The sequence below is a fragment of the Salmonella sp. GDC200615 genome, assembly GCF_050574145.1.
Taxonomy (GTDB): Bacteria; Pseudomonadota; Gammaproteobacteria; order Enterobacterales; family Enterobacteriaceae; genus Salmonella; species Salmonella enterica.
The window spans coordinates 1,711,813-1,737,252 of the sequence record NZ_CP192247.1 but is presented as its reverse complement, the minus strand read 5'-3'; the positions used below and the strand labels follow the sequence as shown (position 1 = coordinate 1,737,252).

The window sequence follows — 25,440 nt, the reverse complement described above, 5'->3', positions numbered from 1 at the left end:
CTACTTACTCCCAGGTTTTCCACGGAGCTTTACCTTTTTCCCACAGCCCTTCAAGGTAAACTTTATCACGTAGGGTATCCATCGGCTGCCAGAAACCTGGGTGTTCAAAAGCCATTAACTCCCCCTGTTGTGCCAATGTCATTAATGGCTCTTGTTCCCAGGTTGTTGCATCGTTATCGATGAGATCGATAACCGATGGATTCAACACAAAGAAACCACCATTGATCATTGCCCCATCGCCTTTCGGTTTTTCCTGGAATGACCGGACCTGACCAGCTTGGATATCTAATGCGCCAAAGCGTCCTGGTGGAAAAGTAGCTGTTAAAGTCGCTTTCTTACCGTGAGCCTTATGGAAATCGATAGTCGCTTTGATATCAAGGTCGGCAACGCCATCACCATAAGTAAACAGGAAAGCCTCGTCATCTTTTACGTATTCAGCAACACGTTTCAGACGACCACCAGTCATTGAAGAATCACCCGTATCAACCAATGTGACATTCCATGGTTCAACACGTTTATGGTGAACTTCCATACGATTTTCAGCCATATGGAATGTTACATCTGACATGTGAAGGAAGTAGTTCGCAAAATATTCTTTAATCACATATCCTTTATAACCACAGCAGATAATAAAATCCTTGATACCATGCACAGAATACATTTTCATAATGTGCCAAAGAATAGGCTTGCCACCAATTTCTACCATCGGTTTTGGTTTTACAATTGTTTCTTCACTTAGTCTGGTACCAAGTCCACCAGCCAGGATGACCGCTTTCATAAATTATCCTCAATATTATTTAGATGCGGTAAATGCATCAGAATAGAAATGTTCTACAGAGAGATTTTTCATCATAAAGTCCTTTTTACTGGCATCGATCATCACAGGTGAACCACATGCATATATATCGAAGAACTCTAGAGAATCAAAATCATCCATCACAGCATGATGGACAAATCCCTTTCTTCCCCCCCATTCGGCGTCATCACCAGAAACAACAGGGATATAATGAACGTTGTCGTGCTGTTCACTCCACTGCTGCGGTAATGCAGAGTAAAAATCTTTACTATCTTGCATTCCCCAGTAGATGTAGATCTCACGACGACATTTTCCCTGAATGAGATGCTCAACCATTGATTTAACTGGAGCGAATCCAGTACCGCCTGCAAGGAAGATTATAGGTCTGTCACTTTCACGAATAAAAAATGTTCCGCAAGGTCCTTCAATGCGCATAAGAGTATTTTCTTGTAATTCCCCAAAAATGAGAGAGCTCATCTGACCATTGGGAACATTCCTTACATGCAACTCAATACCATTCGACTCATCACTATTAGCGATAGAATAACTGCGAGTTACACCTTTATAATGTAAATTGATATACTGCCCTGGAAGGAAGCCAATTTTTGCTGTTGGTGGTGTGCGTAACTTCAAAGTCATAACATCGCCTGAAACCAGTACAGCACTATTTACCTTGCATGGGACAATTTTTTTTGTCTGTCCAGCTAGTTCAGGAAAAAAATGCGCATTTAGCTCAAGGGCGGTTTTAGGTTTACAGCAGCAGGTTAGTATTTTATCACCCTGTCCAAAAATATTACCTTTGGAGTCAACAACTTCTCCCGCCAACAAATCGGACTCACAGATACCACAATCACCCGCTTTGCAGCTATGTTCAAGATGGATGCCAGCCGATAGCGCAGCATCGAGGATTGATTCATCCTCTCTACCGGAAAATTCAATATTTGATGGAAAAATCTTAATAATATGAGACACGATGCTTACTCTGTTAACAAGGCTTGATGCAGTAAAGGTGCTGCAGCATCTTTTGCTGAAAGCTCAGGCAGCTGAGAAAAAGGCCATTCAATACCTATTGTCTCATCATTCCATAAAATGCTACCTTCCGATGAAGGTGAGTAATAATTAGTTGCTTTGTACAGAAACTCTGCATACTCACTAAGAGTAACAAAACCATGAGCAAAACCTTCTGGAATCCAAAGCTGTCGCTTATTCTCAGCAGATAGATTTACGCCAACCCATTGACCAAAAGTAGGCGATTCTTTTCGGATATCGACCGCAACATCAAAAACCTCACCGACAGCACAACGAACTAACTTCCCCTGTGCATTTTCTCCTCTCTGAAAATGTAGCCCTCTGAGTACGTTCTTTTTGGATTTTGAATGATTATCTTGAACAAATGTAACTTTACGTCCAATCAACTCTTCAAAGGTCTGCTGGTTATAACTTTCAAAAAAGAATCCCCTCTCATCGCCAAAAACTTTAGGCTCTAAGATCAAGACATCTGGTATTGCTGTTTTAATCACAATCATCACTTATAAACCTTTCACCATCTTCAGCAAATATTTGCCATAATCATTTTTTGATAATGGCCCGGCCAGTTCTATAACCTGTTGTGCATTTATAAAATTTTTACGAAATGCGATCTCTTCCGGGCAGGACACTTTTAGCCCCTGGCGTTCTTCGATGGTTGCAATAAAATTACTGGCCTCTATCAAACTCTGATGCGTCCCTGTATCCAGCCAGGCATAACCGCGCCCCATCATAGCGACAGACAATCTTCCCTGATCCATATAGATACGGTTAATATCCGTGATTTCTAACTCACCGCGAGCGGAAGGCTTAAGATTTTTCGCCATCTCCACCACGCTATTATCATAAAAATACAGCCCCGTTACCGCGTAATTACTCTTCGGTTGTAACGGTTTTTCCTCCAGACTAACGGCTGTGCCACTTTGGTCAAACTCAACCACACCGTAGCGCTCCGGATCGTTTACATGATAAGCAAAGACGGTAGCACCACTTTCTTTATTAACGGCAGCTTCCATTAACTTTGGTAAATCATGACCATAGAAGATATTGTCACCCAGTACTAATGCACAATCATCATTACCAATGAACTCTTCACCAATAATAAACGCCTGTGCTAAGCCATCCGGGCTTGGCTGTACTTTATATTGAAGATTCAGCCCCCACTGGCTGCCGTCTCCCAGCAGTTGTTGAAAACGCGGCGTGTCCTGTGGCGTACTGATGATCAGGATATCCCGAATGCCTGCCAGCATAAGCGTGGAAAGGGGATAGTAAATCATCGGTTTATCATAAATTGGTAGCAATTGCTTACTTACCGCCATGGTCACCGGATAAAGACGGGTGCCGGAGCCCCCCGCTAAAATAATGCCCTTACGCGTTTTCATTTCCATTTCTCATTCATAGAAAATGCCCTGATGGGCATTTAAATTTATCAGATGGTTGTCGTCGTAAACATTTCAGTCAGCATGCGCTTAACTCCTAATTCCCATTGCGGCAGAATAAGGTCAAAATTACGCTGAAACTTTTCAGTATTGAGACGCGAATTGCCTGGTCTGCTCGCCGGCGTCGGGTAGGCGCTGGTCGGCACAGCATTAAGCTCAGTCAGCGCAAGCGTTATCCCTGCTTTGCGCGCCTCGTCAAAGACTAAGGCCGCGTAGTCATGCCAGGTTGTGGTTCCCCCGGCAACCAGATGGTAAAGACCTGCGACTTCTGGTTTCTTTAACGCCACACGGATCGCATGAGCCGTGCAGTCAGCCAGTAATTCTGCACCGGTTGGCGCACCGTACTGATCGTTGATGACTGAAAGTGTCTGACGCTCTTTCGCCAGACGAAGCATTGTCTTTGCGAAATTATTGCCCTTACCTGCATAAACCCAACTGGTGCGGAAGATAAGATGCTTAGGGCAGTTATCCTGCAGGGCCTTTTCTCCCGCCAGTTTGGTCTTGCCATAGACATTCAGCGGCGACGTAGCGTCCGTTTCCTGCCATGGGATATCGCCGGTACCAGGAAATACATAATCGGTTGAATAATGCACTACCCATGCGCCAGTTTCGTTGGCTGCTTTAGCGATGGCTTCCACACTGGTGGCGTTAAGTAACTGCGCCAGTTCTGGTTCAGACTCTGCTTTATCTACTGCAGTATGTGCTGCTGCGTTAACAATCACATCGGGACGAAGCTTACGAACGGTTTCGGCAACGCCTTTCGGATTACTAAAATCACCGCAAAACTCTTTTGAATGGACATCCAGGGCAATCAGATTCCCTACTGGTGCCAGAGAACGTTGCAACTCCCAGCCTACTTGCCCTGTCTTACCAAAAAGTAAGATATTCATTACTGGCGTCCTTCATAGTTCTGTTCTATCCAACTCTGATACGCCCCACTTTTAACATTGTTTACCCATTGAGTATTTGCAAGGTACCATTCCACTGTTTTACGAATACCGCTTTCAAAGGTCTCCAGCGGTTTCCAGCCTAATTCGCGGCTAATTTTACCTGCATCAATGGCATAACGACGATCATGGCCCGGACGATCCGCGACATAAGTGATTTGTTCACGATAAGAAGTCGCTTTGGGTACAATCTCGTCCAGCAGATCACAGATGGTAAATACCACATCGAGATTTTTCTTCTCATTGTGGCCACCAATGTTATAAGTCTCCCCCGCCTTGCCTTCAGTCACTACCATATGAAGCACGCGAGCATGATCTTCTACATATAGCCAATCGCGAATCTGATCCCCTTTGCCATAAATTGGCAAAGGCTTTCCTTCCAGTGCGTTCAAAATGACCAACGGAATCAGTTTTTCAGGGAAGTGATAAGGGCCATAGTTATTAGAACAATTGGTAACGATCGTTGGTAGACCATAGGTACGCCGCCAGGCACGGACTAAATGATCGCTGGATGCTTTTGACGCAGAATAGGGGCTACTTGGCGCATATGCCGTTGTTTCAGTAAATAACGGCAGCGTAACGCTGTTTTCAACTTCATCAGGATGCGGTAAATCGCCGTAAACTTCATCAGTGGAAATATGATGAAAACGAAAATTATTTTTTTTATCTTCGCCAAGCGCAGACCAGTATTTACGCGCAACTTCAAGAAGTACATAGGTGCCGACGATATTGGTTTCAATAAATGCTGCTGGCCCGGTAATCGAACGGTCCACATGACTTTCTGCAGCCAAATGCATCACCGCGTCCGGCTGGTACTGCTCAAAAATACGCGTTATTTCAGCGGAATCACAAATATCCGCGTGTTCAAAATTGTAGCGATTACTCTCAGAAATATCAGAAAGGGATTCAAGATTACCGGCGTAGGTTAATTTATCAATATTAACTACAGTGTCCTGTGTATTCTTAATAATATGGCGGACAACAGCTGATCCAATAAAACCTGCCCCGCCAGTAATAAGTATCTTCACTTTTCTATTCCATAAGGCGTATTTAATGTGGTATTTAATTTGCCAATAAAAATTAATTGCTCAAGTCGTTACACACGCTACCGCCCCTGGCTCATCAGCTACCAGTGCACTGCGTACATATCGACTTGTTACAAACCTCGCCCAGCAGGGCAAAGCTCACTAAAACTTAAACGCTAATTGTCTTATTAATTGCATCCGGAAACAAGGATTAATCTTATAAAATCAGCATTAAAATGCTCCAGATAACCCCTTGTTACTTAAGCCCTTTATACAAAACTAAAACGGCAGTCAACACTCGCTTCAGCCAACTTGCCGCTTCGAGTGTTCACTGCCGTTATTATGTTTATCACCAACCATTTATCACGGTTGTTAATACTTATTCATGCAAAAGCTGCTCTATGCTCTTACGGAACTTCGCTCCTTCTTTCAGGTTGCGCAGCCCGTACTTCACAAATGCCTGCATGTAGCCCATTTTTTTACCGCAGTCATAGCTGTCACCCGTCATTAGCATCGCGTCAACCGACTGTTTTTTCGCCAGTTCTGCAATGGCATCGGTGAGCTGGATACGGCCCCAGGCGCCCGGTTCGGTTCTTTCCAGTTCCGCCCAGATGTCGGCTGAAAGCACATAACGGCCTACCGCCATCAAATCGGAATCCAGCGTCTGCGGCTGATCCGGTTTTTCGATAAACTCCACAATCCGGCTGACTTTGCCTTCATTATCCAGAGGTTCTTTCGTCTGGATAACGGAATACTCCGATAAATCACCTTTCATGCGCTTCGCCAGCACCTGGCTGCGACCCGTTTCATTGAAACGCGCCACCATCGCCGCAAGGTTATAGCGCAGCGGATCGGCGGTAGCATCATCGATAATAATATCCGGGAGTACCACAATGAAAGGGTTATCGCCCACGACCGGACGCGCGCACAGAATAGAGTGCCCCAGCCCTAACGGCTGCGCCTGGCGAACGTTCATAATCGTCACGCCCGGTGGGCAGATAGATTGCACTTCCGCCAAAAGCTGGCGCTTAACGCGCTGCTCAAGAAGTGATTCAAGTTCATAAGAGGTGTCGAAGTGGTTCTCAACGGCGTTTTTAGACGCGTGAGTCACCAGTACGATTTCTTTGATCCCTGCAGCCACAATCTCATCGACAATGTACTGAATCATTGGCTTGTCGACGATCGGTAGCATCTCTTTTGGGATTGCCTTGGTGGCAGGCAACATATGCATACCCAAACCCGCTACCGGTATAACTGCTTTCAAATTCATCATTGTTTCTTCCACCTGTAAAATGGTTGCTGAATTATAGCTCTTTAGCTTGTTTTCGCCAGCATGAATTACTCTGCTGCCAGGGATAATGATGGCACGCTTTACATTACGTCTTAGTCGGCACCATAACATTAAGTATGAACAACTTTTTCCCAGGAATTTTCGTAAAAATAGCGGTACTTACCCTCCCCGCTTCGGCAGCGAAAAATTCACTGCTTCGACATTCACGGTTTGGTGATTAATCCTGTCGATATCCACGGAACTCTGCCCGTTTTCATTGATGGCATGAACATTAGCGAGGGAAAGCAGCGTGTCCTGGCGGGCCATAAATTGACCACGGACATCTTTACGCAAATCGAAATGCATTTTTAACGCCGGGCCAATCGCTGAAGTTTGCATCACGTTGATATTACGCAGAAAGAGGTGCTGCGGTTGATTATGCAGTTCCAGCGTAGCACGCGTCATCCGTACATTGGTGATGGCGACAAAAGAGGGGATGTTGCCGGAGGAAATTTGAATGCCGCGTAATTTATAAGCAACCTGGCGATTATCCAACCGAATAGCGTTTAATTTAAAGTTTTGCGGAATTGACAGGTATTTTCCTTTAACGACGCCATAGCCGATGAGCATCCCAGCACTATTCGTCATATCAATATTATCAATGACGAAATTATCACAGCCATAAATGGCGATCGTTGCGTTATCAATACCCGCATTTTTACTGAAATCGGGCGTGATGTTTTTGGCTTTGACATTGCGAATGACGAAATGTTTGCCATTTTCTACGTGCACCAGCTGTCGGCAATCAGATCCGGTAATATTGGCCACCACAAAGTTTTTTACTGCCTGATCTTCAGGATAACTGTTGTCATAGGTGCTACCCGCCAGCCCGATGCCGATCCCCCAGTTGATTTTGCCATTGGTACAATCAATGCGTTCGATGACATGATCGGAAATCAGGATGTCGCGGTCGTGAATCGCGACATTCCACTCAATGGCGTCCCCCTGCAAATCGCTAAAGCGGCTATGCGTAATCCGCGCGCCGTCCATTTGGTTATGAAATCCCTGGCGGAGAATGGCGTAGTTGGCGTGGGTAACGGTGATGTCATCGATAATGAGATTACGCATCACCTGCGGTTCCTTACCGCCGATGAAAATTTGCGCGACGGGGCCAAAGCCGCTCATCGTCACGCCTTTAATCACACAGTCCGACCCGCGAACATCCAGCGTCACATTGTGCAGACTGCCGCCCTGCTCCCCCACCACCTGACACCCGTCCTGCAAAATAAACCGTCCCCGGCCATTCCCACGCACCGCGCCCTGTACCCGCAGCGTTTTTCCCGCCGGAATCGTTATCGCCGCATTGATATTTTCACACACCCATCCTGGCGGTACGACCACGGTCTGTCCGTCGGCGAAGGCCTGTTTGAACGAGGCGATACCGTCATCCGCCGGATAATCCTTAATATCGACGGTCTCGCGAGGTTCACGCGCCTGTACCGGCAAGGCGCGCAGAAAAGGAAGAACAGCAAGCGCGGAACCTGCCGTCAGGAGGGTACGTCGGGAGAACTTATTCACGGGCATACCACCTCGTTTATATCGTTTGTAGCAGGCTGGCTAGCTGGCGATTAATCGCCTGCTGATTAAAATCTTGCGCCACTTTTTCACGGGCGCGCGTGATCACCGACTCCAGCGTGTCGTGGTCAATCCGGCTGAACTCAGCGAGTCGGGCCGCCAGCGCCTGCGCATCGTTTTCCGGCACCAGCCAGCCGGATTTGCCGGCCTCCACCAGTTCCGGAATACCGCTATGCACGGTAGATACCACGGGAATCCCTACCGCCATCGCCTCCATCAGCGCTACCGGAATACCTTCCATATCGCCATCCGTACCGGTAATCGACGGCAGCAAAAAAACATCGGCGTCATCCAGCATCGCCTTCACTTCATGGCTCGGTTTAAACCCCGGCATCTCAATGACATCCTCTAGCTGATACTGCTCGATGAGCGTGCGCAGCCGACGTTCCCACGGGCCAATGCCCAGAATGCGGTAGCGAAACGCCACGCCCTGCGCTTTCAGTTGCCGACAGGCTTCAATCGCCACATGCAGGCCTTTTTTCTCAGTCAGGCGCGCGACGGAAATCATCTCCAGCGGCATCCCTGGCGCTTTCACCGGACGATGGGTAAAACGCGTCATGTCGACACCCATGCGCGAAACGGCAATCTTTTCCGGCGGACAGCCCATACTTTTCAGGCGACCGGCCCACAGTTCGCTGATGGGCAGCATCAGATCGCCACGACGAAACAACTGCTGATACTCCGGCGTGTAATGACTGAGCACTTCGCGGCTGGAAATATCAATCCCGTGGAAAATAGTCGCGATTTTGCCGCGAAGCACGCCCAGTTCGCGTAGTTTGGCCGCCGTCACGCCCGCCGGACCAAAGTGTGCGATGAACACATCCGCCCCAAAAGGCTGGCTCACCTGCGCGCAAATCGCGGAAAGGATCAAATTGCGTGATTCATCGCCATAGCGGGTAAAATTGAGCGCTTTCCAGGTCGCCGCCCGATGCAGCCCCGGCAGCGTTTTACATGCCCGGTAGCGCAGTTTCGCCAGCCGTCCCTGGGGCTCATCCTGTAACCAGCGGGTTTTCGCCGCCAGGCCATACTTCTCCCAGGCGGCGTGAGTATGTTGGGTATCGCCTTTTTGTAACGCGACAATCTCCACCTCATGGCCCATATCAATAAACGCAGTAATCTGATTCAGCACAAAGGTTTCCGATGAGAGTGGAAATTTCAGCAGAAAAAAGCTGACTTTCATTGCGCCTCCCGAATTCTGTCGAGAACAGATTTGATCATCGTGAACCCTTTCGCCCGCTCCTCGGTGACGGCGTTAGCCACTTTTGCCTTTAGCGCAGGCAATTGATTGAGCGTATCGGCCACCACGCTTTGTAATGAACCGTTCAGCAAGTGACGGATATCGATGGCCAATTCCGCCAGGCCTAGCTGCTGCATAATCCCGGCGGATTTATGTTCATAATTAATGGCGATGGCGGGTGTGCCAAAATTCATGGAGATAATGGCGGAATGCAGGCGCGTCCCGATGGTCAGTACGCAGGAGGCGAGGATCTTTCCGATTTCCACGTCATTGAGTTCGTCCATCGCGATATGGAAATTCTCTGAGTCGTTTACATACTTCGCCATCCGTAACGCAACCATCCGGTCATCGCGGTTATAGCGATCGATACTGGTGCAGGTTGACAGCGCCAGTACCTGATAACCGTCCGCAATCAGGCGATTCACGACCTGGGCAAATGCCTGCTCATAGGCCTGCTGAGTGGTGCCCAGGCGTTTATCAAACGGCTCCAGATCGCGCAACGTAATCGCGACGGTTTTGCGGCGCGCGGTGACGTCCAGCCAGTGCTGCACAGCATAACTGGCAACAAACTCGTCGTGACGGCGTTCGACTAACCAGGCGGTATCCACCCCCTGCTCCACTTTCCGGGTATCGATCTGCGCGGCGGTCATCATATCGCGGCTGACGGTTTCACGCAGGATCAGCGCACTGGTGCGGCCAAAAACATAATTGGCGAGCTGGTTAAAGTCAGGATTCTGGAAAGGGCCGACGCTATGTCCCACCATATAAATTGGTTTGTTCGCCATAAACGCGCACAGCGGATATTCAAAGTGAGTCAAACCGTATAAGTCGACATAGTTTGAACCGCCCACCTGAATGACGGCGTCATACTGCGCAATAAATTGCGCGAATTCGGCAAATTCCGGCGCGATAGCAAAATTACGCAGCGATCCTTCCTGGGCGACTTTAGACAATAAAATTTTATGCTGAAAACGACGGCGTAATACTTTTTTCACCCGACCGTTAAGCCCTGCCGCCGCCTGCTGTTTCTGGCTTAACTGATACAGCGGGTCGGCAATAATCGGGCGCCCCTGCAACCAGGCGGAACTCACCGGGAAACGGCTCATCACATCCATCTCCGCCTCCGGCGCCTGTTGACGGATGGCATCAAGCAAACCGCGCATAATGGCGCTATCACCACGGTTGCCGCATGTGTGGTTGCCTAAAATTAATAATTTCATAAATAGCCTCTTATATCCCCGTCATCCGACACGTAATAACTTTTTCATTTTTGCACTGCCAACAAGCTGATTTTTAATTTCCATCACCAGCGCATTGCGTGAAAAAATAATCATCAAAATAAAACTCAAAATACCGACCATAACCTGTAGTGCGAATACCCCTGACAACGGTAAATAGCCGTCGGCCAGCTTTCCTGCGCCGTAGCTGGTAATAAATGTTGGCAATGAGAGATAAAACGGTAGCCACAGGCTGAGAATATACTGACGATAGCTGGAGCCGAGTACCGGCTTAATCATCACGAAATAGCTCAGAATGGTGTTGATGATTTGCACCACCAGGAACCCCAGCGTCACGCCAATCGCCCCCGCCAGATGGCCGCCAATGAGAATTGCCGGGATAAACAGAAACGTTTTAAAGACGTTGAACTTAAAGCTGATATCCACGCGCGCTTTCGCCATCAGCAGCGAACCAATCGGGTTGCCGACCGAGCGCAACAGCCCCACCACGCACAGCAATTGCAGGATCGGGATAATACTGTTCCACTTCTCGCCAAACACTAACGGCACAAAATTGTTCGCCACTACCATCAGGCCCAACAGCGCGGGAAAATTGATGATTCCCACCACGGAAAGCAACTTATAGAAGTTGACGCGCAGCTTCTCGGTATCGTCCTGGATTTTGGCGAATGCCGGAAATAGCACGCGAGTAATGATGGGGTTAAGCTTCGCCGGCGGCACAACCGCCACGTTGTACGCGAGGTTATATCCCCCGGCGACGCTTGCGCCGAGAATTCTCGCCAGTACCAGCGTCGATAAATTCGTGTTGATGTAATTGACGATACTGTCCGCCGTCAGCCACGCGCCAAAACGCAGGTTCGTGGACACCGATGCCAGCGAAAAATGCAGCCCCGGACGGTAAATCTTGCGGCCAAAGTAACCAAACAGCAGCGTTCGCACCGCACTGTTCACCAGATAGCCGAGAATCGCGGTTAACGCCAGCGGCCAGTAATGGGCGCTAATCACCGTAAAGGTGAACCCCGCCAGCACGGAGGTCGTTTCGATCATGCCGATCTTATTGAACTCCAGCTCTTTTTGCATCAGAGCGCGGAACTGCTGCCCGTGAGGGATCACGATGAACGCCAGCGACAACGTTTTGATTAACGGCGCGAGATCCGGGTTATGCAAAACATGGGCAATCGCATCGCTCAGCCAAAAGACCACCGCAAACACCACAATCCCAAGCCCAACGTTTAGCCAGTAGAGCGTGGTCAGCTCCAGATGCCCAATCGTTTTACGCTGGATAATCGAGTTCGCGATGCCAAAGTCCGAGATCGTGTCGGCCAGCGCGATAATCACCAGCGAGACGGTCAACAGGCCAAACTGGTGGTTGTCGATGATCCGCGCCAGCACCGTCATCTGAATTAACCCCAGACCGATAATCACTATCGTGGCGATAGCCGACCATTTAGCGCCTCTGATCGTTTTTTGTCGTAAACTCATTCTTTTCTCCAGAACCTGTTCACAAGGCGTCATTGGCGCAGCCAGATTGAGCACTGCCCTGGTGCAATATGGCAAGTAAAATAGCCTTGTGGGTCAGGTTCTTAATACGCCGCTTTATTAACAAACCCTTTAAAAATCGTCAGAAAAACGATTTTGATATCGAACCAAATACTCCATTCGCGGATGTATTCCAGGTCGAATTCCACGCGTTTTTCCATTTTCTCCAGCGTATCGGTCTCACCGCGCCAGCCATTAATTTGCGCCCAGCCGGTGATGCCCGGCTTCATCTTGTGGCGTAGCATGTAACCTTCAATCAACTGACGATACTGTTCGTTATGCGCCACCGCGTGCGGGCGAGGACCGACGATGGACATCCCGCCAGTTAATACGTTGATAAACTGCGGCAATTCATCCAGCGAGGTACGACGCAAAAAGTTACCTACCCGGGTGACGCGCGGATCGTTTTGCGTCGCCTGGGTAACGACCTTATCGTTCTCCATCACCTTCATTGAGCGGAACTTCCAGACCTTGATCGGCTTGCCGTCCATCCCGTAGCGCGTCTGACGGAAAATCACCGGCCCGGGCGAGCTCAATTTGACCGCCAGCGCAATGCAGCACAGTACCGGTGAGATGAGCAGCAGAATCAGCGACGCCAGCACGATATCTTCTGCCCGTTTAAGCAGACGGTTAATCCCTGATAGCGGCGTGTCATACAGCGGAACGACCGGAACGCCGCTCATCTCCTCCACGCGCGAGTGGAGAATATTAAAGGTGAACACATCGGGAATAAGGATCACCGAGCAGGTGGTGTCGGCCAGCTCGCGCACCAGTTTTTTCACCATGGCGCCGTCGCTCATCGACATGGCGATATAAACATTGTGAATTCGCGAGGCTTTCGCATCGTCAATTAACTGCTCGAAGTTCCCGGCCCAGTCAGCAGAGACGCCGCCCGGTTTAGGATCGTGATAGACGCCCACCACCTCAAAACCCAGCCACGGCTCATTACGGAAGCTATCCAGCAACGCCTGACCCGCAGGCAAATCTCCGGCGACGGCGACCCGGCGAGTGTTATAACCACGATTGCGTAGCCAGCCCGCGCCGAAACGAATAAATGAACGGCATAACACTAAGCCCAGGCTGGACAGCGCATACCAAGCCAGCCAGGTGGCGAGGCGGTTGTCAAAGTCATCATTAAACGCCACCAGACCGGCGCTGAAGATCAGGCTCAGCGTCCAGTTTTGCAGTAACAGCGTTAACTCTGTCGACATTTTGACGCCGCGCCAGGAGCGATAAAAATCGGTCATCCCGCCCAGCATTTGAAAAACAACCAGCGTAATCAGCGCCACCAACAGGTGCATGTACAGGAATGGCAGTCCACTGACTTCACAGATGAACCACAGCCCGCCAAACATGATGGTGATATCTGAAAAGCGTTGCACCATAGAGATTAACGATGCATTGGTTTTGGCTCGTTCGCGCTTTTTTAGATTTGTCATCGTTGTTCCTGTGTTTGGCCCCTTACCCGCAGGCGGTAAGGGGAGATCTGACGTTACTGATTCAGCAGCGCCAGCAGAGTGCGTGTTCGCGCTTCCATCAGCGGAATATCGCCGCGTGATTCCACATTCAGGCGCAACACCGGTTCGGTGTTCGACGAGCGCAGGTTGAAACGCCAGTCGGCGAACGACATGCTGAGACCGTCCGTGCGATCCACCGCCTGCGCCTCTTCCGCAAAGTGCGCTTCCACCCGCGCAATGGCCGCCGCCGGCTCCGCCAGTCTGCTGTTGATTTCCCCGCTCGCCGGGAACGCCGCCATCCGGTCGCGAACCAGCTCACCCAGCGACTGTCTCTTCAGGCACACCAGCTCCGCCACCAGCAGCCACGGGATCATCCCGCTGTCGCAGTAGGCAAAATCACGAAAATAGTGATGCGCGCTCATTTCCCCGCCATAAATGGCATCCTCCGTACGCATCCGCTCCTTGATAAAGGCGTGCCCGGTTTTTGACATCACCGGCGTCCCGCCCGCCGCCGTCACCACTGCCTCCGTGTTCCAGGTCAGGCGCGGGTCGTGGATAATCTTCGCCCCCGGGTGTTTTTCCAGAAACGCTTCCGCCAGCAGCCCGACGATGTAGTACCCCTCGATAAACTGCCCTTTCTCATCGAACAGGAAGCAGCGGTCGAAGTCTCCGTCAAAGGCGATGCCCATGTCCGCCCCGTGTTCAATAACGGCCTTGCGGGTGTCGTCGCGACACTCCGGCAGCAACGGGTTGGGAATGCCGTTCGGGAAGGTGCCGTCCGGGGTGTTGTGGATTTTGATGAACTCCACCGGCGCGCCCAGCGCCTTCAGGCGCGCTTCGATGGCGTCAATGACCGGCCCCGCCGCGCCGTTGCCGGCGTTAAACACCAGCTTCAGCGGGGTGAGATTGTTAACACTGATATAGCCGAGCAGGTGGCCGATGTAGGCGTCGCGCAGGCTGATTTGTCTGTAGCTGCCGCGCGCGGCCTCGTTCACCGGCGGGAAGTCGCCCGCTTCCGCCAGACGCTGAACGTCGCGCAGACCGGTGTCGCCGCTTATCGGGCGGGCGCCCTCGCGTACCAGCTTCATACCGTTGTAGTCCATCGGGTTATGGCTGGCGGTCACCTCAATACCGCCGTCCACGCCAAGGTGGAAGGTGGCGAAGTAAATCTCTTCGGTGCCGGACATACCGATATCCAGCACGTCAACGCCCGCGTCCTGTAACCCTTTCGCCAGCGCCAGCTTCAGCGCCTCGCTGGTCAGACGCACGTCGCCGCCCAGCACGATGGTTTTCGGTTTTAAATATTCGCCGTAGGCGCGGCCAATCCGCCACGCGATATCTTCATTGAGCTCTTCGCCCAGCCTGCCGCGAATGTCGTAGGCCTTGAAACAGGTTAATTTTGTCATGTGCTTACCCTTCTTCAGGCAACAGTTAGCCCTGACCGTAAATGGCCAGCATCGTTATTGTTATTCATTGCCGGATGGCGCGTTGCGCTTACCGGGCATAATTGCAGGCGTCAGACCCGCCCGTAACGGTCCTCGAACCGCACCACGTCGTCCTCTTCGAGATACGAGCCGGAACGCACTTCAATTAAATCGAGCGGTATTTTTCCCGGATTTTCCAGGCAGTGAGTCGCCCCCAGCGGAATATAGATGGACTCGTTTTCACCGAGCAGCTTAACCTCGCCGTTGATGGTGACTCTGGCGGTCCCCGCCACCACCACCCAGTGCTCGGCGCGGTGATGGTGCATCTGCACCGACAGTCCCTCCCCCGGCTTGACGGTAATACGCTTCACCTGATAGCGCTCGCCCGCGTCGATGGAGTCGTATTTGCCCCACGGACGGTAAACCTCACGGTGCATGTGGTGCTCATGGCGTCCGTCGGCCTTGATCTTCTCCACCACCTTTTTCACGTCCTGCACCGCGTGGCGATCGGCAATCAGCACGGCGTCTTTGGTCTGCACCACCACCAGATCCTTCACGCCGACGGTGGTCACCAGGCCGGATTCGGCGTAAACGTAGCTGTTTTCCGTTTTATGGCTGATGACGTCGCCGTGGTGGACGTTTCCCTCCGGGGTATGGGCGCTGATTTCCCACAGCGAGGACCACGAGCCGACATCGCTCCAGCCCGCGTCCATCGGCATCACCACCGCGTCCACCGTTCGCTCCATCACCGCGTAGTCAATGGACTCTTCCGGACAGGCGAGGAAGGCCTCTTCATCCACACGAATGAAGTCAAGATCCGGATCGACGCCGCGCATCGCCTGTTCACAGGCGGCCAGAATATCGGGGCGGAACTTTTTCAGCTCTTCCAGATAGCGTCCGGCGCGGAACAGAAACATGCCGCTGTTCCAGTAGTAATCGCCGCTGGCGACGTAGGCCTGAGCGGTTTCCAGCCCCGGCTTCTCAACGAACTGCGCCACCTCAAAAGCCACCGCATCCGTCGCGCCCGGCACGACATCACCGCGCCGGATATAGCCATAGCCGGTTTCCGGCAGATCCGGCACGATACCGAAGGTCACCAGTTTGCCCGCGTCGGCATAGGGCATGGCGCCGCGCACCGCGTCGCGGAAGGCCTCTTCATTGGCGATTGCATGATCCGCCGCCAGTACCAGCATCAGCGGATCGCAGTCCGTATGCTGGCGCGTCGCCGCCAGCGCCGCCAGCGCAATCGCCGGCGCGGTATTGCGCCCGGCGGGCTCAAGAATAATGTTCTCCGTCAGCTTATTGAGCTGGCGGAGCTGTTCGGCAACGATAAAACGGTGCTGTTCGTTACAGATCACCACCGGGCTTTCGCACTCCACGCCGTTCAGAAGGCAAATGGTGGTTTGCAGCATGGTGAGATCGCCTTTCAGGCACAGAAACTGTTTTGGATAAAGCACGCGAGAAAGCGGCCACAATCGGCTACCGGAGCCACCGGCCATCACAACCGGGTAAAGTTTTGTCTGACGCATTATCATCCCCGAATATCTGCAATAAATTGGCGTAGCACGTTCTCTTTATTGAGCGTGCGTTCGGCGTATTCACGTGCCGTCGTGTTGTTTTTCGGCATGGCGAGCGCCTGGCTAATCCCGTTGACCAGCGCGTCGGTCGACTCCGGCTCCACGCAAACGGCGATGCCCGGATAGCGCGCGCAAAGTTGTCCTAATTCGGTGTGCGGCTCAGCGGTAATCACCGCATTACCGCCGACCGCCAGAATGTTAGTCAGCTTGGAGGGCAGTACCGCATCCGCCGCGCCGCGCTTTTGCACCACCAGATGGCAGTCGCCCATTTTCAGCAGCGCGGGTAAGGCGTCGTAAGGCTGCAGCGGGAGGAATTTAATATTTGCCAGGCCGCGTTCGCGGGCCATGTTCTCCAGCCGCGCCTTGCCGCCCCCCTGGCCGACAATCGCAAAAATCAACGGTCGATCGCGTAATCGTTCCGCGGCGTCAATCACCTTTTCCAGCCCTTGCTTTTCGCCGATATTGCCGGAATAAAGCACAATTTTTTTGCCCTCTGGCAAGCCAAGCTGCTGACGCAAAGCCGTCACGTCAGCGTCATTAACGTCCTGAAAGCGCGCCACTTCCGACCAGTTCGGAAAAAAGAGGATTTTTTCCGCCGCGACGCCCTTTTCCCGCGCTTTATTCATCATGGAGCGAGAGATGGTCGAAACATTATCAACGTTACGCAGCGCGCTGCGTTCAAAGGCCGTCGCTAACCGCGCTACGCTGCCGCGCTTGCCTTTTCCCGCCATTCCTAAGCCGAGCATGGCATCCACTTCGTAATCCTGAATATGCAGAACGGTACGCGCGCCGGAGAGTGTCGCCAGCAGGCGCATTCCCGGCGTACAAAAGAGCGTCGGTACAACGCCGATAATCCGATCCGGCTTCCAGCGACGCTGCGCCATCAGTGGGAAAAAACTGCTCAATGCAAAGCTCCCCAGATGAAGCAGTCGTTTTAAGGTGGAGGGCTGTTTCGGCACATACAGCGGGCAGCGCCAGACGGTAGCCTCGCCCTCTTCCCGGCGATAGCGCCAGGCGGAATAGCGCTCACCGACCTTCCACTGCGGGTAGTACGGCGGCGCAGTAATGACCCGCACCTCATGGCCTTCCTGCGCCATCCACGCCACCATTTCGCCGGTATATTTGCCGATACCGGTCAGTTCCGGCGAATAGTTAATGCCATAGACCAGGATCTTCATAGGCCCACCGCCTGCGCGTCAGGAAGGAAGTAGGCCCGACTGTTCTCATGAACATTGTCGCTTGCCAGAAGCTGTTCCGGCGTCAGCCAGCGGTAACTGCCATGCTGGGCATCAGGCAGGCGTAAATCGCTCTCCGTCACGCGCAGACGAAAGCCGAGCACGATGTAGTGAGTTGAAAAATCCTCACCGGAAAAGTTGTCGTCATAGAAGTGCTGCCAGACGCCATAAAACGTCCCTGCCGCCAGCGGCAGACGCACGCCCAGTTCCGCCTGCGTCAGGCGTGCAAAGGCGGCCTCCAGCGTTTCGTCTTTGCACACCCGCCCCCCCGGCACAAACCAGTAGCCCTGCGCCGGACGGTTGAGACGCTGGCCCAGTAAAATTTCCCCCTGGCCGTTTTCCACGATGAAATCGAGGGAGATGAGGGGCGTGGTCCGCACCACGGCGGCGAAATCTTCCTGACGTAAAAACATTGTCACCCCCGGAACCGGTGCTGATTCTCAAGGAACCACTGGTAAGTACCGGCAAGCCCTGCCTCCAGTGAAATTTCGTGATACCAGCCAAGCTGATGCAGGCGCGTGACGTCGAGCAATTTACGCGGCGTGCCGTCCGGCTTCGTGGCGTCGAACACCACCCGGCCCTGGTAACCCACCACCTTTGCGATAGTCTGCACCAGCTCGCGGATGGTGCAGTCCACGCCAGTGCCGACGTTAATGTGCGACAGCATCGGAGCGGTGTTCTCCTGCCACACTTCGCGCGCCAGCTCCATCACGTGAATGCTGGCCGCCGCCATATCGTCAACGTGCAGAAATTCGCGCATCGGCGTGCCGCTGCCCCACACCACCACCTCCGGCGCGTGGCTCTGCGCGGCCTCATGAAAGCGGCGCAGCAGCGCCGGGATCACATGTGAATTGTCCGGATGGAAATTGTCATGCGGGCCGTACAGGTTGGTTGGCATCACCGAACGGTAGTCGCGACCGTACTGCCGGTTGTAGGACTCGCACAATTTAATCCCGGCGATCTTGGCGATGGCATACGGCTCGTTGGTCGGCTCCAGCGTCCCCTGCAGCAGCTCGCTTTCCGCCATCGGCTGCCTTGCCAGTTTCGGATAGATACAGGACGAACCGAGAAACAGCAGTTTGTTCACGTTGTGCAGGTGCGCGGCGTGAATAATGTTGCTCTCTATCATCATGTTTTCATAGATAAAATCCGCCGGATATGTGTTGTTGGCGACAATGCCGCCCACTTTCGCCGCCGCCAGATAAACCTGGTCGATACCCGCCCCGGCAAAGAACGCCTGTACCGCGCGCCCGTCGAGCAGATCCAGCTCATCGCGGGTGCGCAGCACCAGTTCCACGTCGCCGCGCGGCGCAAGCTGCCGTACAATGGCGGAGCCCACCATCCCGCGATGGCCCGCCACAAAAATTCGTTGCTTATTCATTCTCAGGACTCCAGCGCGATGGCCACCTCGTAACCGTGAGATTTCAGCAGTGAGTGTTTTTTCGCGGCCTCCAGATCGTTCGCCACCATCTCGGAGACCATCTCCGACAGGGTGATTTCCGGTTTCCAGCCCAGTTTCTCATGCGCTTTGGACGGGTCGCCCAGCAGGGTTTCCACTTCCGCCGGACGGAAATAACGCGGATCAACGGCCACAATCACATCGCCCGGTTTCACGCCCGGCGCATCGTGTCCGGTAACGGATACCACAATCCCTTTCTCATTAATGCCTTCGCCTTCAAAGCGCAGTTTTATCCCCAGTTGCGCCGCCGCCAGCTCCACAAACTGGCGCACGGAATACTGCACGCCGGTGGCAATCACGAAATCTTCCGGCTGCTCCTGCTGTAACATCATCCACTGCATCCGCACGTAATCTTTCGCATGACCCCAGTCGCGCAGCGAGTCCATGTTGCCGAGATACAGGCAGGACTCCAGTCCCTGGGCGATATTGGCGATGGCGCGGGTGATCTTACGGGTGACGAAGGTTTCGCCGCGACGCGGGGACTCGTGGTTAAACAGAATGCCGTTACAGGCGTAAATACCGTAGGATTCACGGTAGTTAGCGGTGATCCAGTAGGCGTACAGTTTCGCCACCGCATAGGGGGAACGCGGGTAGAACGGCGTGGTCTCTTTCTGCGGGATCTCCTGCACCAGCCCGTACAGTTCAGAGGTGGAGGCCTGGTAGAACCGCGTATTCTTTTCAAGACCGAGGAAGCGGATCGCCTCCAGCAGGCGCAGCGTGCCCATCGCATCCACATCGGCGGTATATTCCGGCGACTCAAACGACACCGCCACATGGCTCATCGCGCCCAGGTTGTAGACCTCATCCGGCTGCACTTCCTGTAAAATGCGGGTCAGGTTGGAGGCGTCGGTCAGGTCGCCATAATGCAGATGAAATTTCGGGTTGCAGCTGTGCGGGTCCTGATAAATATGGTCCACGCGCTCGGTATTAAACGATGACGCGCGGCGCTTGATACCATGCACCTCATACCCTTTTTCCAGCAGAAATTCTGCCAGGTAAGACCCATCCTGTCCGGTTACGCCAGTAATGAGAGCGACTTTTGACATTTTCATTTCCTCAAATAGTCCCGTTAGGGAGTAACTTTCTGAACGCTCTGGCGCGTTACCACTGCGGGATTGCCCCGACAAATCGCATTTGCCGGTAATGATTTAAATACGCTGCTGCGCGCGCCGACGACGGTGCCATGACCTATCGTCACGCCGGGCGCGACAAAAACATCGGTCGCCAGCCAACATTTTTCGCCAATAACAATCGGCGCGGCGTTAATATCGAAATGGGCGCTGGTATAATCATGGCTACCGGTGCACAAATACCCTTTTTGTGAAATGACCGCATGTGCGCCAATATTAATTTCACCCAACGTATATAACACAGCGTCGTCGCCTACCCAGGCATAATCGCCGACGGTTAATTTCCACGGATAGGTAATTTTTACTGACGGTCGAATAACCACATTCTTTCCAATTTTGGCGCCAAACAGACGCAGCAAAAAGGCTCGCCAGCGATACAATATTTGCGGCGACCCGGCGAATAATGTCGCCTGTACCGCCCACCATAATTGTACTTTTAGCACATTAGCGCCGCGGAACCCCTTCGGCACCGTAAAGCCGCTAAGATCCTGCATAATAACTCCCGGTGATTAGACTTTGTTATACCGCGCTTTTGTTTTACCCGTCGTTTTCAGACGTAATAAATAGGATAATTGCGCCCAAAATCCTGGCACACGTAATATTTTTCGCTGTACATTTTTTGCATCCTGACATAATTCCAGATTATTCGAGGTTGACACGCCGCCCATCGAAAATTCAGATACCAGTCCGTTAATTCGCCGAAAAGGATAGCCTGCTTTATAAAGACGGGCCGCCAGCGCATAATCTGAAGAAACATGATATTGCAGATCATAAGGATACTTTTTTAACGCTGCCGTCGGGAAAAATATCGCCTGATGGCTGGCTGGCAAACTATGGTAGATATAATACCCGGGTTTAGCCTTCCGGCGTATTTTATGCCCGCCGCCGAAATCCAGCAGCGCGTCGCCAATATACATCGCCTCGCCCTTTTGCCGCGCCAGTTGGCGGACAAACAGCGCGGCATCATCATGGAACGCATCACCGGAATTAAGAAGCAGGGTATAACGCCCCTGCGCCAGCGCAATGCCTTTGTTCATGGCATCATAAATACCGCGATCCTTTTCACTGATAAAACGCAGGTTAAACTCACCGTGACGTTTTTGCAGAAATTCGCGCGTGCCGTCCTCCGAACCGCCATCCACTACGATCCATTCAAATGACAGACCCGGATCGCGCGCCAGATTGCGCAGCGAGCGCCAGGTTTTTACCACCCCTTCGTAATTGCGAAAGGCGACGGTAACGACGCTTAAAAACATGCCACCACCCCGTTATGAAATTTTTAACGCCTTGCGCAAAATGAACGGACAGACGATTAAAAAAGCATATTCCGGGCTAAATATTGAACCGGTAAAAAACAGTGACACCGGCGTAAAAAGATAGAGCTGTACCCGAAAATTGCGATTATCGCCAAACGCATTTAGCGCCATTTTTAAAACTTTCCCCATATACCACAGCGTCATTAGCACTGCGAACCAGGAAAAATAAATAATCAGCAGATACAATCCATTGTCTATGGTTTTCCCGACATCCGCACCGTTAAAGATTCCGAATGATGCGACATATTCATAAAGTGAGCCAAATCTGACTACACCATCAATATGGGTCAAGGAATATCCGACCATGACTAAGGGGCCCACAATACGATAATAAGAAGATGAGCCTTCCGTCCCTAAATCGCCAAGTCGTGTCGCGATATAAGGAAATGCAATAATTACCCCAACCAAAAACAGGGTTAATGAGACCAGCGCCAGTGGAAGTTTTTTCTTTATCGCATCCTTATTCAAATATTGGAACGCCCACTCCAGAAGGTAAAACAGGATAAAGGTCATTACCCCTGAAAATGATCCTGATAATATTATCCCTGCCAGAATCATAGCATCGCTTTTCGGTGTTTTGATACCAAACTGTTTGATGCTCAGCCAAATTGAGATTAGTGCCAAAGCGAAAAATGCCGGTTCAAAATAAAGCGCAGTGGTACGCTTACCGCCAAATTTTATGAAGTTCAGTACGTAGCTATTACTGTAAATGAGATATTTCGAAATTCCTTCCATAATACTGCTGCCGCCGGTAAGGATAATTTGCGCCATCTCAACCGCGGCGAGCGCGACCACTATACCCACCACCAGATAAAAAAAACGCAAAATCTTTCGGTGGTTATGCGCGGAAATGGTTTTGAATCGGATACTCCAGACCATCCCGATAATGACCACAATATAGACAAACAGCATCGTGGATGTGACATATTTACCGGCATTCAGCGACTGGCCGAACAGGAAGTTAAATGCCGTAAGCCCCGCGCCGATGCCTAAGGCGATCATCAATTTTTTTACGCTAATGCGTTCCACAAATAACAGCAGCAACAGCGGTAAAAAAGTGACGATGGTAATGGGAAAGCTTTCCCCCAGTTGGGCAATCTTGACATTGACCAGTAGGTAGATCAGCGGCAGCAGCAGATAGCTACAGATTCTGATAGAACGAGACATACTCCTCCAGCATCTGTTGACCGCTGTACGCGACGCGGCTACGCATACGAAAGGCGTCCAGCGTGGCGCCAAATACCGCCTGAGCAATCTCTGGCTTACGCCGCTGCGCCAGGCGCAGTACATCTGTAGCGGCAAAGGTCTGGCCGCCGGATTTCGCCAGCACCTCCTGCGCCGCCTCGCTGTGGGTAGCGAGCACCGGTACGCCGATCGAGAGCGCTTCACACAAGATCAGCGGATAGTTATCGACCCGCGAGCTAAAGACCAGCGCATCCATCTCATTGAGCGCGCTCATTAATTTGCGCTTATCGGTTTCAAAACCGTGATTAACAACGTTTTGGCCGGTAAAAGGCGAAAATTTACCGAAGGTATGCAGTTCAATTTTTTCGCCCAGCGCCATCATGTCGTGTACCAGACGCTGGTCAGTTTTGCCGTCGTAACGCAAGTCATGCGCCACAATGGCGATCCGCGGTTTGCCCGGATTCAGCGGCACAGGTGATAGTTGCGCGAGAATCGCCTCGGTCGCCAGATCGATACCGTTGTTAATCACCCGGCAGAGTCCCGCGCCATAAACGCTGTTAAAGGCCTCGGCCACATGCTGGCTCGGCGAAATAAACTGGCAGCCCAGCCTCAGCATGTCCCGAAAGCGCTGACGTTTGCCGCCAATAAGCTGGTGCGCCCGATCCACCCTGACCAGCGGATAATTGCTTAGGGTCGGACATTTTTGGCAGCCGCTTTTCCAGCCCTCGCAACCGTCGGTGAAGGCGCAACGCCCGGTGACGCTCCAGTGATCGTGCAGCGTCCAGACCAGCGTGACGTCCGGTTTTTGCGCTTTGACTTTTTCGCAAAACGTCACGATATCCGCCAGGTTTAGCCAGTAACTGTGGAGAACATGAAAATGCAGCACCAGCGGGCCGGATGTCTGGATAACCGTGCGGTAAAGATTGTCGAGATTGCCAAACAGATCGCGATTCAGGAAACGAAACAGCGCGATATTAGCGATTGCCGTGCCGCGCGGCGTCTGTTTTATCACCTGCGGATAACGGTGGTGGCTGACGCTTTTTTTTCCGCCTTTGCCATAACCATAGACAAAACGTGACGTCAGCCCTTTTTGCAGCGCCCGCAGATGGAGATCCAACGCCACTCCCGCCGCGCCGCCTTCCGCCAGCCGTACATTAAATTGCAGAATATTCATGTGCTGACCTTCACCCGTGCTTTTTCTCCCACCACCAGCGCATGGTCCGGAATACTGTCAAGTACCACGCTACCCGCGCCAATCGTGACGTGATTACCGATAGTAATATCGCCAAGCAGGATGACATTCGCCCCCAGCTCAACGCCGTGACCAATCACCGGACAAGCCAGGCTGTCCGCGCCGCGATTGCCAATGGTGACGCCGTGGCGAATGGTAAAATCGTCGCCGGCGACGACATGTTTGTTAATCACTACCGCGTAACCATGATGGATAGTGAACCGCCGACCAATGGTCGCGGCGGCCTGGATTTCATACCCGAACAGGCATTCCGTGATCACGCGATACAGCACCAGCACCGGCGCGGCCCACAGATTATTCAGCACATTCTTTTTGCGCCAGACGGAACAAAAATGAGCGATACGGTAGGCCAGCACCATGCAACAGGGGCGTAAGCTCCAGCTATTCGCGCGTAAGTCTTCCAACATCGTTATCGCCCCCGCAGCCCGGCCGCCAGGCGTTTGCTGTTACGCACGGAGAGCAACGTCAGCAACGTGCGCCAGGTCATTCGCTTATTGCGAATTTGGTACAGCGTAAAAAGCTGGTATTTTTTGCTGGCGCGATCGAATTTATCTTTGTGCTTACGATAAAAATGGAAATAGCCGGAGAACTTTTTCGGCGAAGAGGTAATCTGCATCTCGCCGTGGTTGATATGTAAAATTTGCGTCGCCTCTTCAACTTTCCACGGTTCGCCATACTCCACCACCATGCGCAGAAAAATGTCGTAATCCTGCGCCGCCTTGAGTTCGGTATCGAACAAACACGCTTTAAAACGCCAGGCCCAGGTAAAAACCTGATTGCCAATAATATTGCGCTTGTAGAACAAGCGGCGCGAATAAGGGGATTTCGGATACAGCGGCAGGCTGGCAGGCTGAGAGTAGACCTCGCCCTCGCACACATAGTCGTTGGCATACAAAAAGGCGTGCGTAGTCAACTGGTGTTTATGGGCCAGAAACACGCTCAGACGGTTTGGCGTCCATTCATCGTCATCATCAATACCGGTAATGTAGTGTCCTTGAGCCTGCATAATGGCCTGGTTGCGAACCGCGCAGGCGCCGGTATTCCTGGCGTTATGGGTATAACGGACGCGCGGGTCGTTCAGCTCCTCAACAAATTGTTGTAGCTGCTGATAAGACGAGGAGCAATCATCCACGATGATCATCTCCCAGTGGCGGTAGTCCTGACGTAGTACTGATTTAATCGCCCGGATAGCCAACTGCTGCCTGTTCCAGGTTGGCATATAAATTGAGATCAGCGGATTGTCTGTTGTCATG

The 25,440-nt window shown here is 52.1% G+C and carries 23 protein-coding genes and 1 pseudogene; all 24 read right to left on the bottom strand.

The features are described from left to right. Positions 1–4: 4 nt before the first annotated feature. The 24 genes and pseudogenes from rfbF to wcaA all read right to left on the bottom strand — a co-directional run bounded on the left by rfbF (position 5) and on the right by wcaA (position 25,439). On the bottom strand, positions 5–778 hold the full coding sequence (gene rfbF, locus ACQ29O_RS08025) for a glucose-1-phosphate cytidylyltransferase (RefSeq protein WP_000648783.1): 774 nt from the start codon (positions 776–778) through the stop codon (positions 5–7). Continuing rightward, positions 775–1,768 (bottom strand): annotated as a pseudogene (locus ACQ29O_RS08020) (CDP-6-deoxy-delta-3,4-glucoseen reductase). The gene rfbF and the pseudogene ACQ29O_RS08020 overlap by 4 nt, the downstream one beginning before the upstream one ends. Positions 1,769–1,773: 5 nt before the next feature. Next, entirely contained in the window at positions 1,774–2,325 is a 552-nt protein-coding gene (gene rfbC, locus ACQ29O_RS08015; protein ID WP_000973709.1) for a dTDP-4-dehydrorhamnose 3,5-epimerase, read from the bottom strand. Then, complete coding sequence (gene rfbA, locus ACQ29O_RS08010; protein ID WP_000857535.1) at positions 2,326–3,204, bottom strand: glucose-1-phosphate thymidylyltransferase RfbA; 879 nt, start codon at positions 3,202–3,204, stop codon at positions 2,326–2,328. 47 nt (positions 3,205–3,251) lie between these two features. Then, a complete protein-coding gene (gene rfbD / locus ACQ29O_RS08005; protein WP_001023658.1) occupies positions 3,252–4,151 on the bottom strand; it encodes a dTDP-4-dehydrorhamnose reductase in 900 nt (299 codons plus the stop codon). Next, positions 4,151–5,236, bottom strand: a complete 1,086-nt coding sequence (rfbB, locus tag ACQ29O_RS08000; protein ID WP_253336021.1) for a dTDP-glucose 4,6-dehydratase — start codon at positions 5,234–5,236, stop codon at positions 4,151–4,153. The genes rfbD and rfbB overlap by 1 nt, the downstream gene beginning before the upstream one ends. 376 nt (positions 5,237–5,612) lie before the next feature. Further along, positions 5,613–6,506, bottom strand: a complete 894-nt coding sequence (gene galF, locus ACQ29O_RS07995; protein ID WP_000981469.1) for a GalU regulator GalF — start codon at positions 6,504–6,506, stop codon at positions 5,613–5,615. 177 nt (positions 6,507–6,683) lie between these two features. Next, complete coding sequence (wcaM, locus tag ACQ29O_RS07990; RefSeq protein ID WP_001144951.1) at positions 6,684–8,087, bottom strand: colanic acid biosynthesis protein WcaM; 1,404 nt, start codon at positions 8,085–8,087, stop codon at positions 6,684–6,686. A gap of 10 nt (positions 8,088–8,097) precedes the next feature. After that, entirely contained in the window at positions 8,098–9,318 is a 1,221-nt protein-coding gene (wcaL, locus tag ACQ29O_RS07985) for a colanic acid biosynthesis glycosyltransferase WcaL (protein WP_000868513.1), read from the bottom strand. Beyond that, entirely contained in the window at positions 9,315–10,595 is a 1,281-nt protein-coding gene (wcaK, locus tag ACQ29O_RS07980) for a colanic acid biosynthesis pyruvyl transferase WcaK (protein ID WP_000770911.1), read from the bottom strand. The genes wcaL and wcaK overlap by 4 nt, the downstream gene beginning before the upstream one ends. Positions 10,596–10,616: 21 nt before the next feature. Next, on the bottom strand, positions 10,617–12,095 hold the full coding sequence (gene wzxC / locus ACQ29O_RS07975) for a colanic acid undecaprenyl disphosphate flippase WzxC (protein WP_000058673.1): 1,479 nt from the start codon (positions 12,093–12,095) through the stop codon (positions 10,617–10,619). A 101-nt stretch (positions 12,096–12,196) separates the two neighbouring features. Next, on the bottom strand, positions 12,197–13,591 hold the full coding sequence (gene wcaJ, locus ACQ29O_RS07970; RefSeq protein WP_000183163.1) for an undecaprenyl-phosphate glucose phosphotransferase: 1,395 nt from the start codon (positions 13,589–13,591) through the stop codon (positions 12,197–12,199). Positions 13,592–13,644: 53 nt separating this feature from the next. Next, complete coding sequence (gene cpsG / locus ACQ29O_RS07965; RefSeq protein ID WP_020936913.1) at positions 13,645–15,015, bottom strand: colanic acid biosynthesis phosphomannomutase CpsG; 1,371 nt, start codon at positions 15,013–15,015, stop codon at positions 13,645–13,647. 110 nt (positions 15,016–15,125) lie between these two features. Continuing rightward, positions 15,126–16,568, bottom strand: a complete 1,443-nt coding sequence (cpsB, locus tag ACQ29O_RS07960) for a mannose-1-phosphate guanyltransferase (protein ID WP_073938536.1) — start codon at positions 16,566–16,568, stop codon at positions 15,126–15,128. Continuing rightward, on the bottom strand, positions 16,565–17,788 hold the full coding sequence (wcaI, locus tag ACQ29O_RS07955; protein ID WP_000699632.1) for a colanic acid biosynthesis fucosyltransferase WcaI: 1,224 nt from the start codon (positions 17,786–17,788) through the stop codon (positions 16,565–16,567). The genes cpsB and wcaI overlap by 4 nt, the downstream gene beginning before the upstream one ends. Next, a complete protein-coding gene (locus ACQ29O_RS07950; RefSeq protein ID WP_045161592.1) occupies positions 17,785–18,258 on the bottom strand; it encodes a GDP-mannose mannosyl hydrolase in 474 nt (157 codons plus the stop codon). The genes wcaI and ACQ29O_RS07950 overlap by 4 nt, the downstream gene beginning before the upstream one ends. A gap of 2 nt (positions 18,259–18,260) precedes the next feature. Next, positions 18,261–19,226, bottom strand: a complete 966-nt coding sequence (fcl, locus tag ACQ29O_RS07945) for a GDP-L-fucose synthase (RefSeq protein ID WP_001041687.1) — start codon at positions 19,224–19,226, stop codon at positions 18,261–18,263. Between the two features lie 2 nt (positions 19,227–19,228). Further along, positions 19,229–20,350 (bottom strand): GDP-mannose 4,6-dehydratase, encoded by a 1,122-nt coding sequence (gmd, locus tag ACQ29O_RS07940; protein WP_000048164.1) that lies wholly within the window; start codon positions 20,348–20,350, stop codon positions 19,229–19,231. Between the two features lie 23 nt (positions 20,351–20,373). Next, the gene (gene wcaF / locus ACQ29O_RS07935) at positions 20,374–20,928 is read right to left on the bottom strand and encodes a colanic acid biosynthesis acetyltransferase WcaF (RefSeq protein WP_001153608.1); all 555 of its coding nucleotides are present in this window, start codon (positions 20,926–20,928) and stop codon (positions 20,374–20,376) included. 15 nt (positions 20,929–20,943) lie between these two features. After that, positions 20,944–21,690: a colanic acid biosynthesis glycosyltransferase WcaE gene (gene wcaE / locus ACQ29O_RS07930; RefSeq protein WP_020936910.1), complete on the bottom strand. Its 747-nt coding sequence runs from the start codon at positions 21,688–21,690 to the stop codon at positions 20,944–20,946. 12 nt (positions 21,691–21,702) lie between these two features. Continuing rightward, on the bottom strand, positions 21,703–22,917 hold the full coding sequence (wcaD, locus tag ACQ29O_RS07925; RefSeq protein ID WP_000091392.1) for a colanic acid polymerase WcaD: 1,215 nt from the start codon (positions 22,915–22,917) through the stop codon (positions 21,703–21,705). Beyond that, entirely contained in the window at positions 22,892–24,109 is a 1,218-nt protein-coding gene (wcaC, locus tag ACQ29O_RS07920; protein WP_001023838.1) for a colanic acid biosynthesis glycosyltransferase WcaC, read from the bottom strand. The genes wcaD and wcaC overlap by 26 nt, the downstream gene beginning before the upstream one ends. Then, positions 24,106–24,594, bottom strand: a complete 489-nt coding sequence (gene wcaB, locus ACQ29O_RS07915) for a colanic acid biosynthesis acetyltransferase WcaB (protein WP_000888724.1) — start codon at positions 24,592–24,594, stop codon at positions 24,106–24,108. The genes wcaC and wcaB overlap by 4 nt, the downstream gene beginning before the upstream one ends. A 2-nt stretch (positions 24,595–24,596) precedes the next feature. After that, complete coding sequence (gene wcaA, locus ACQ29O_RS07910; protein ID WP_000205695.1) at positions 24,597–25,439, bottom strand: colanic acid biosynthesis glycosyltransferase WcaA; 843 nt, start codon at positions 25,437–25,439, stop codon at positions 24,597–24,599. Between the last annotated feature and the right edge of the window lies 1 nt (position 25,440).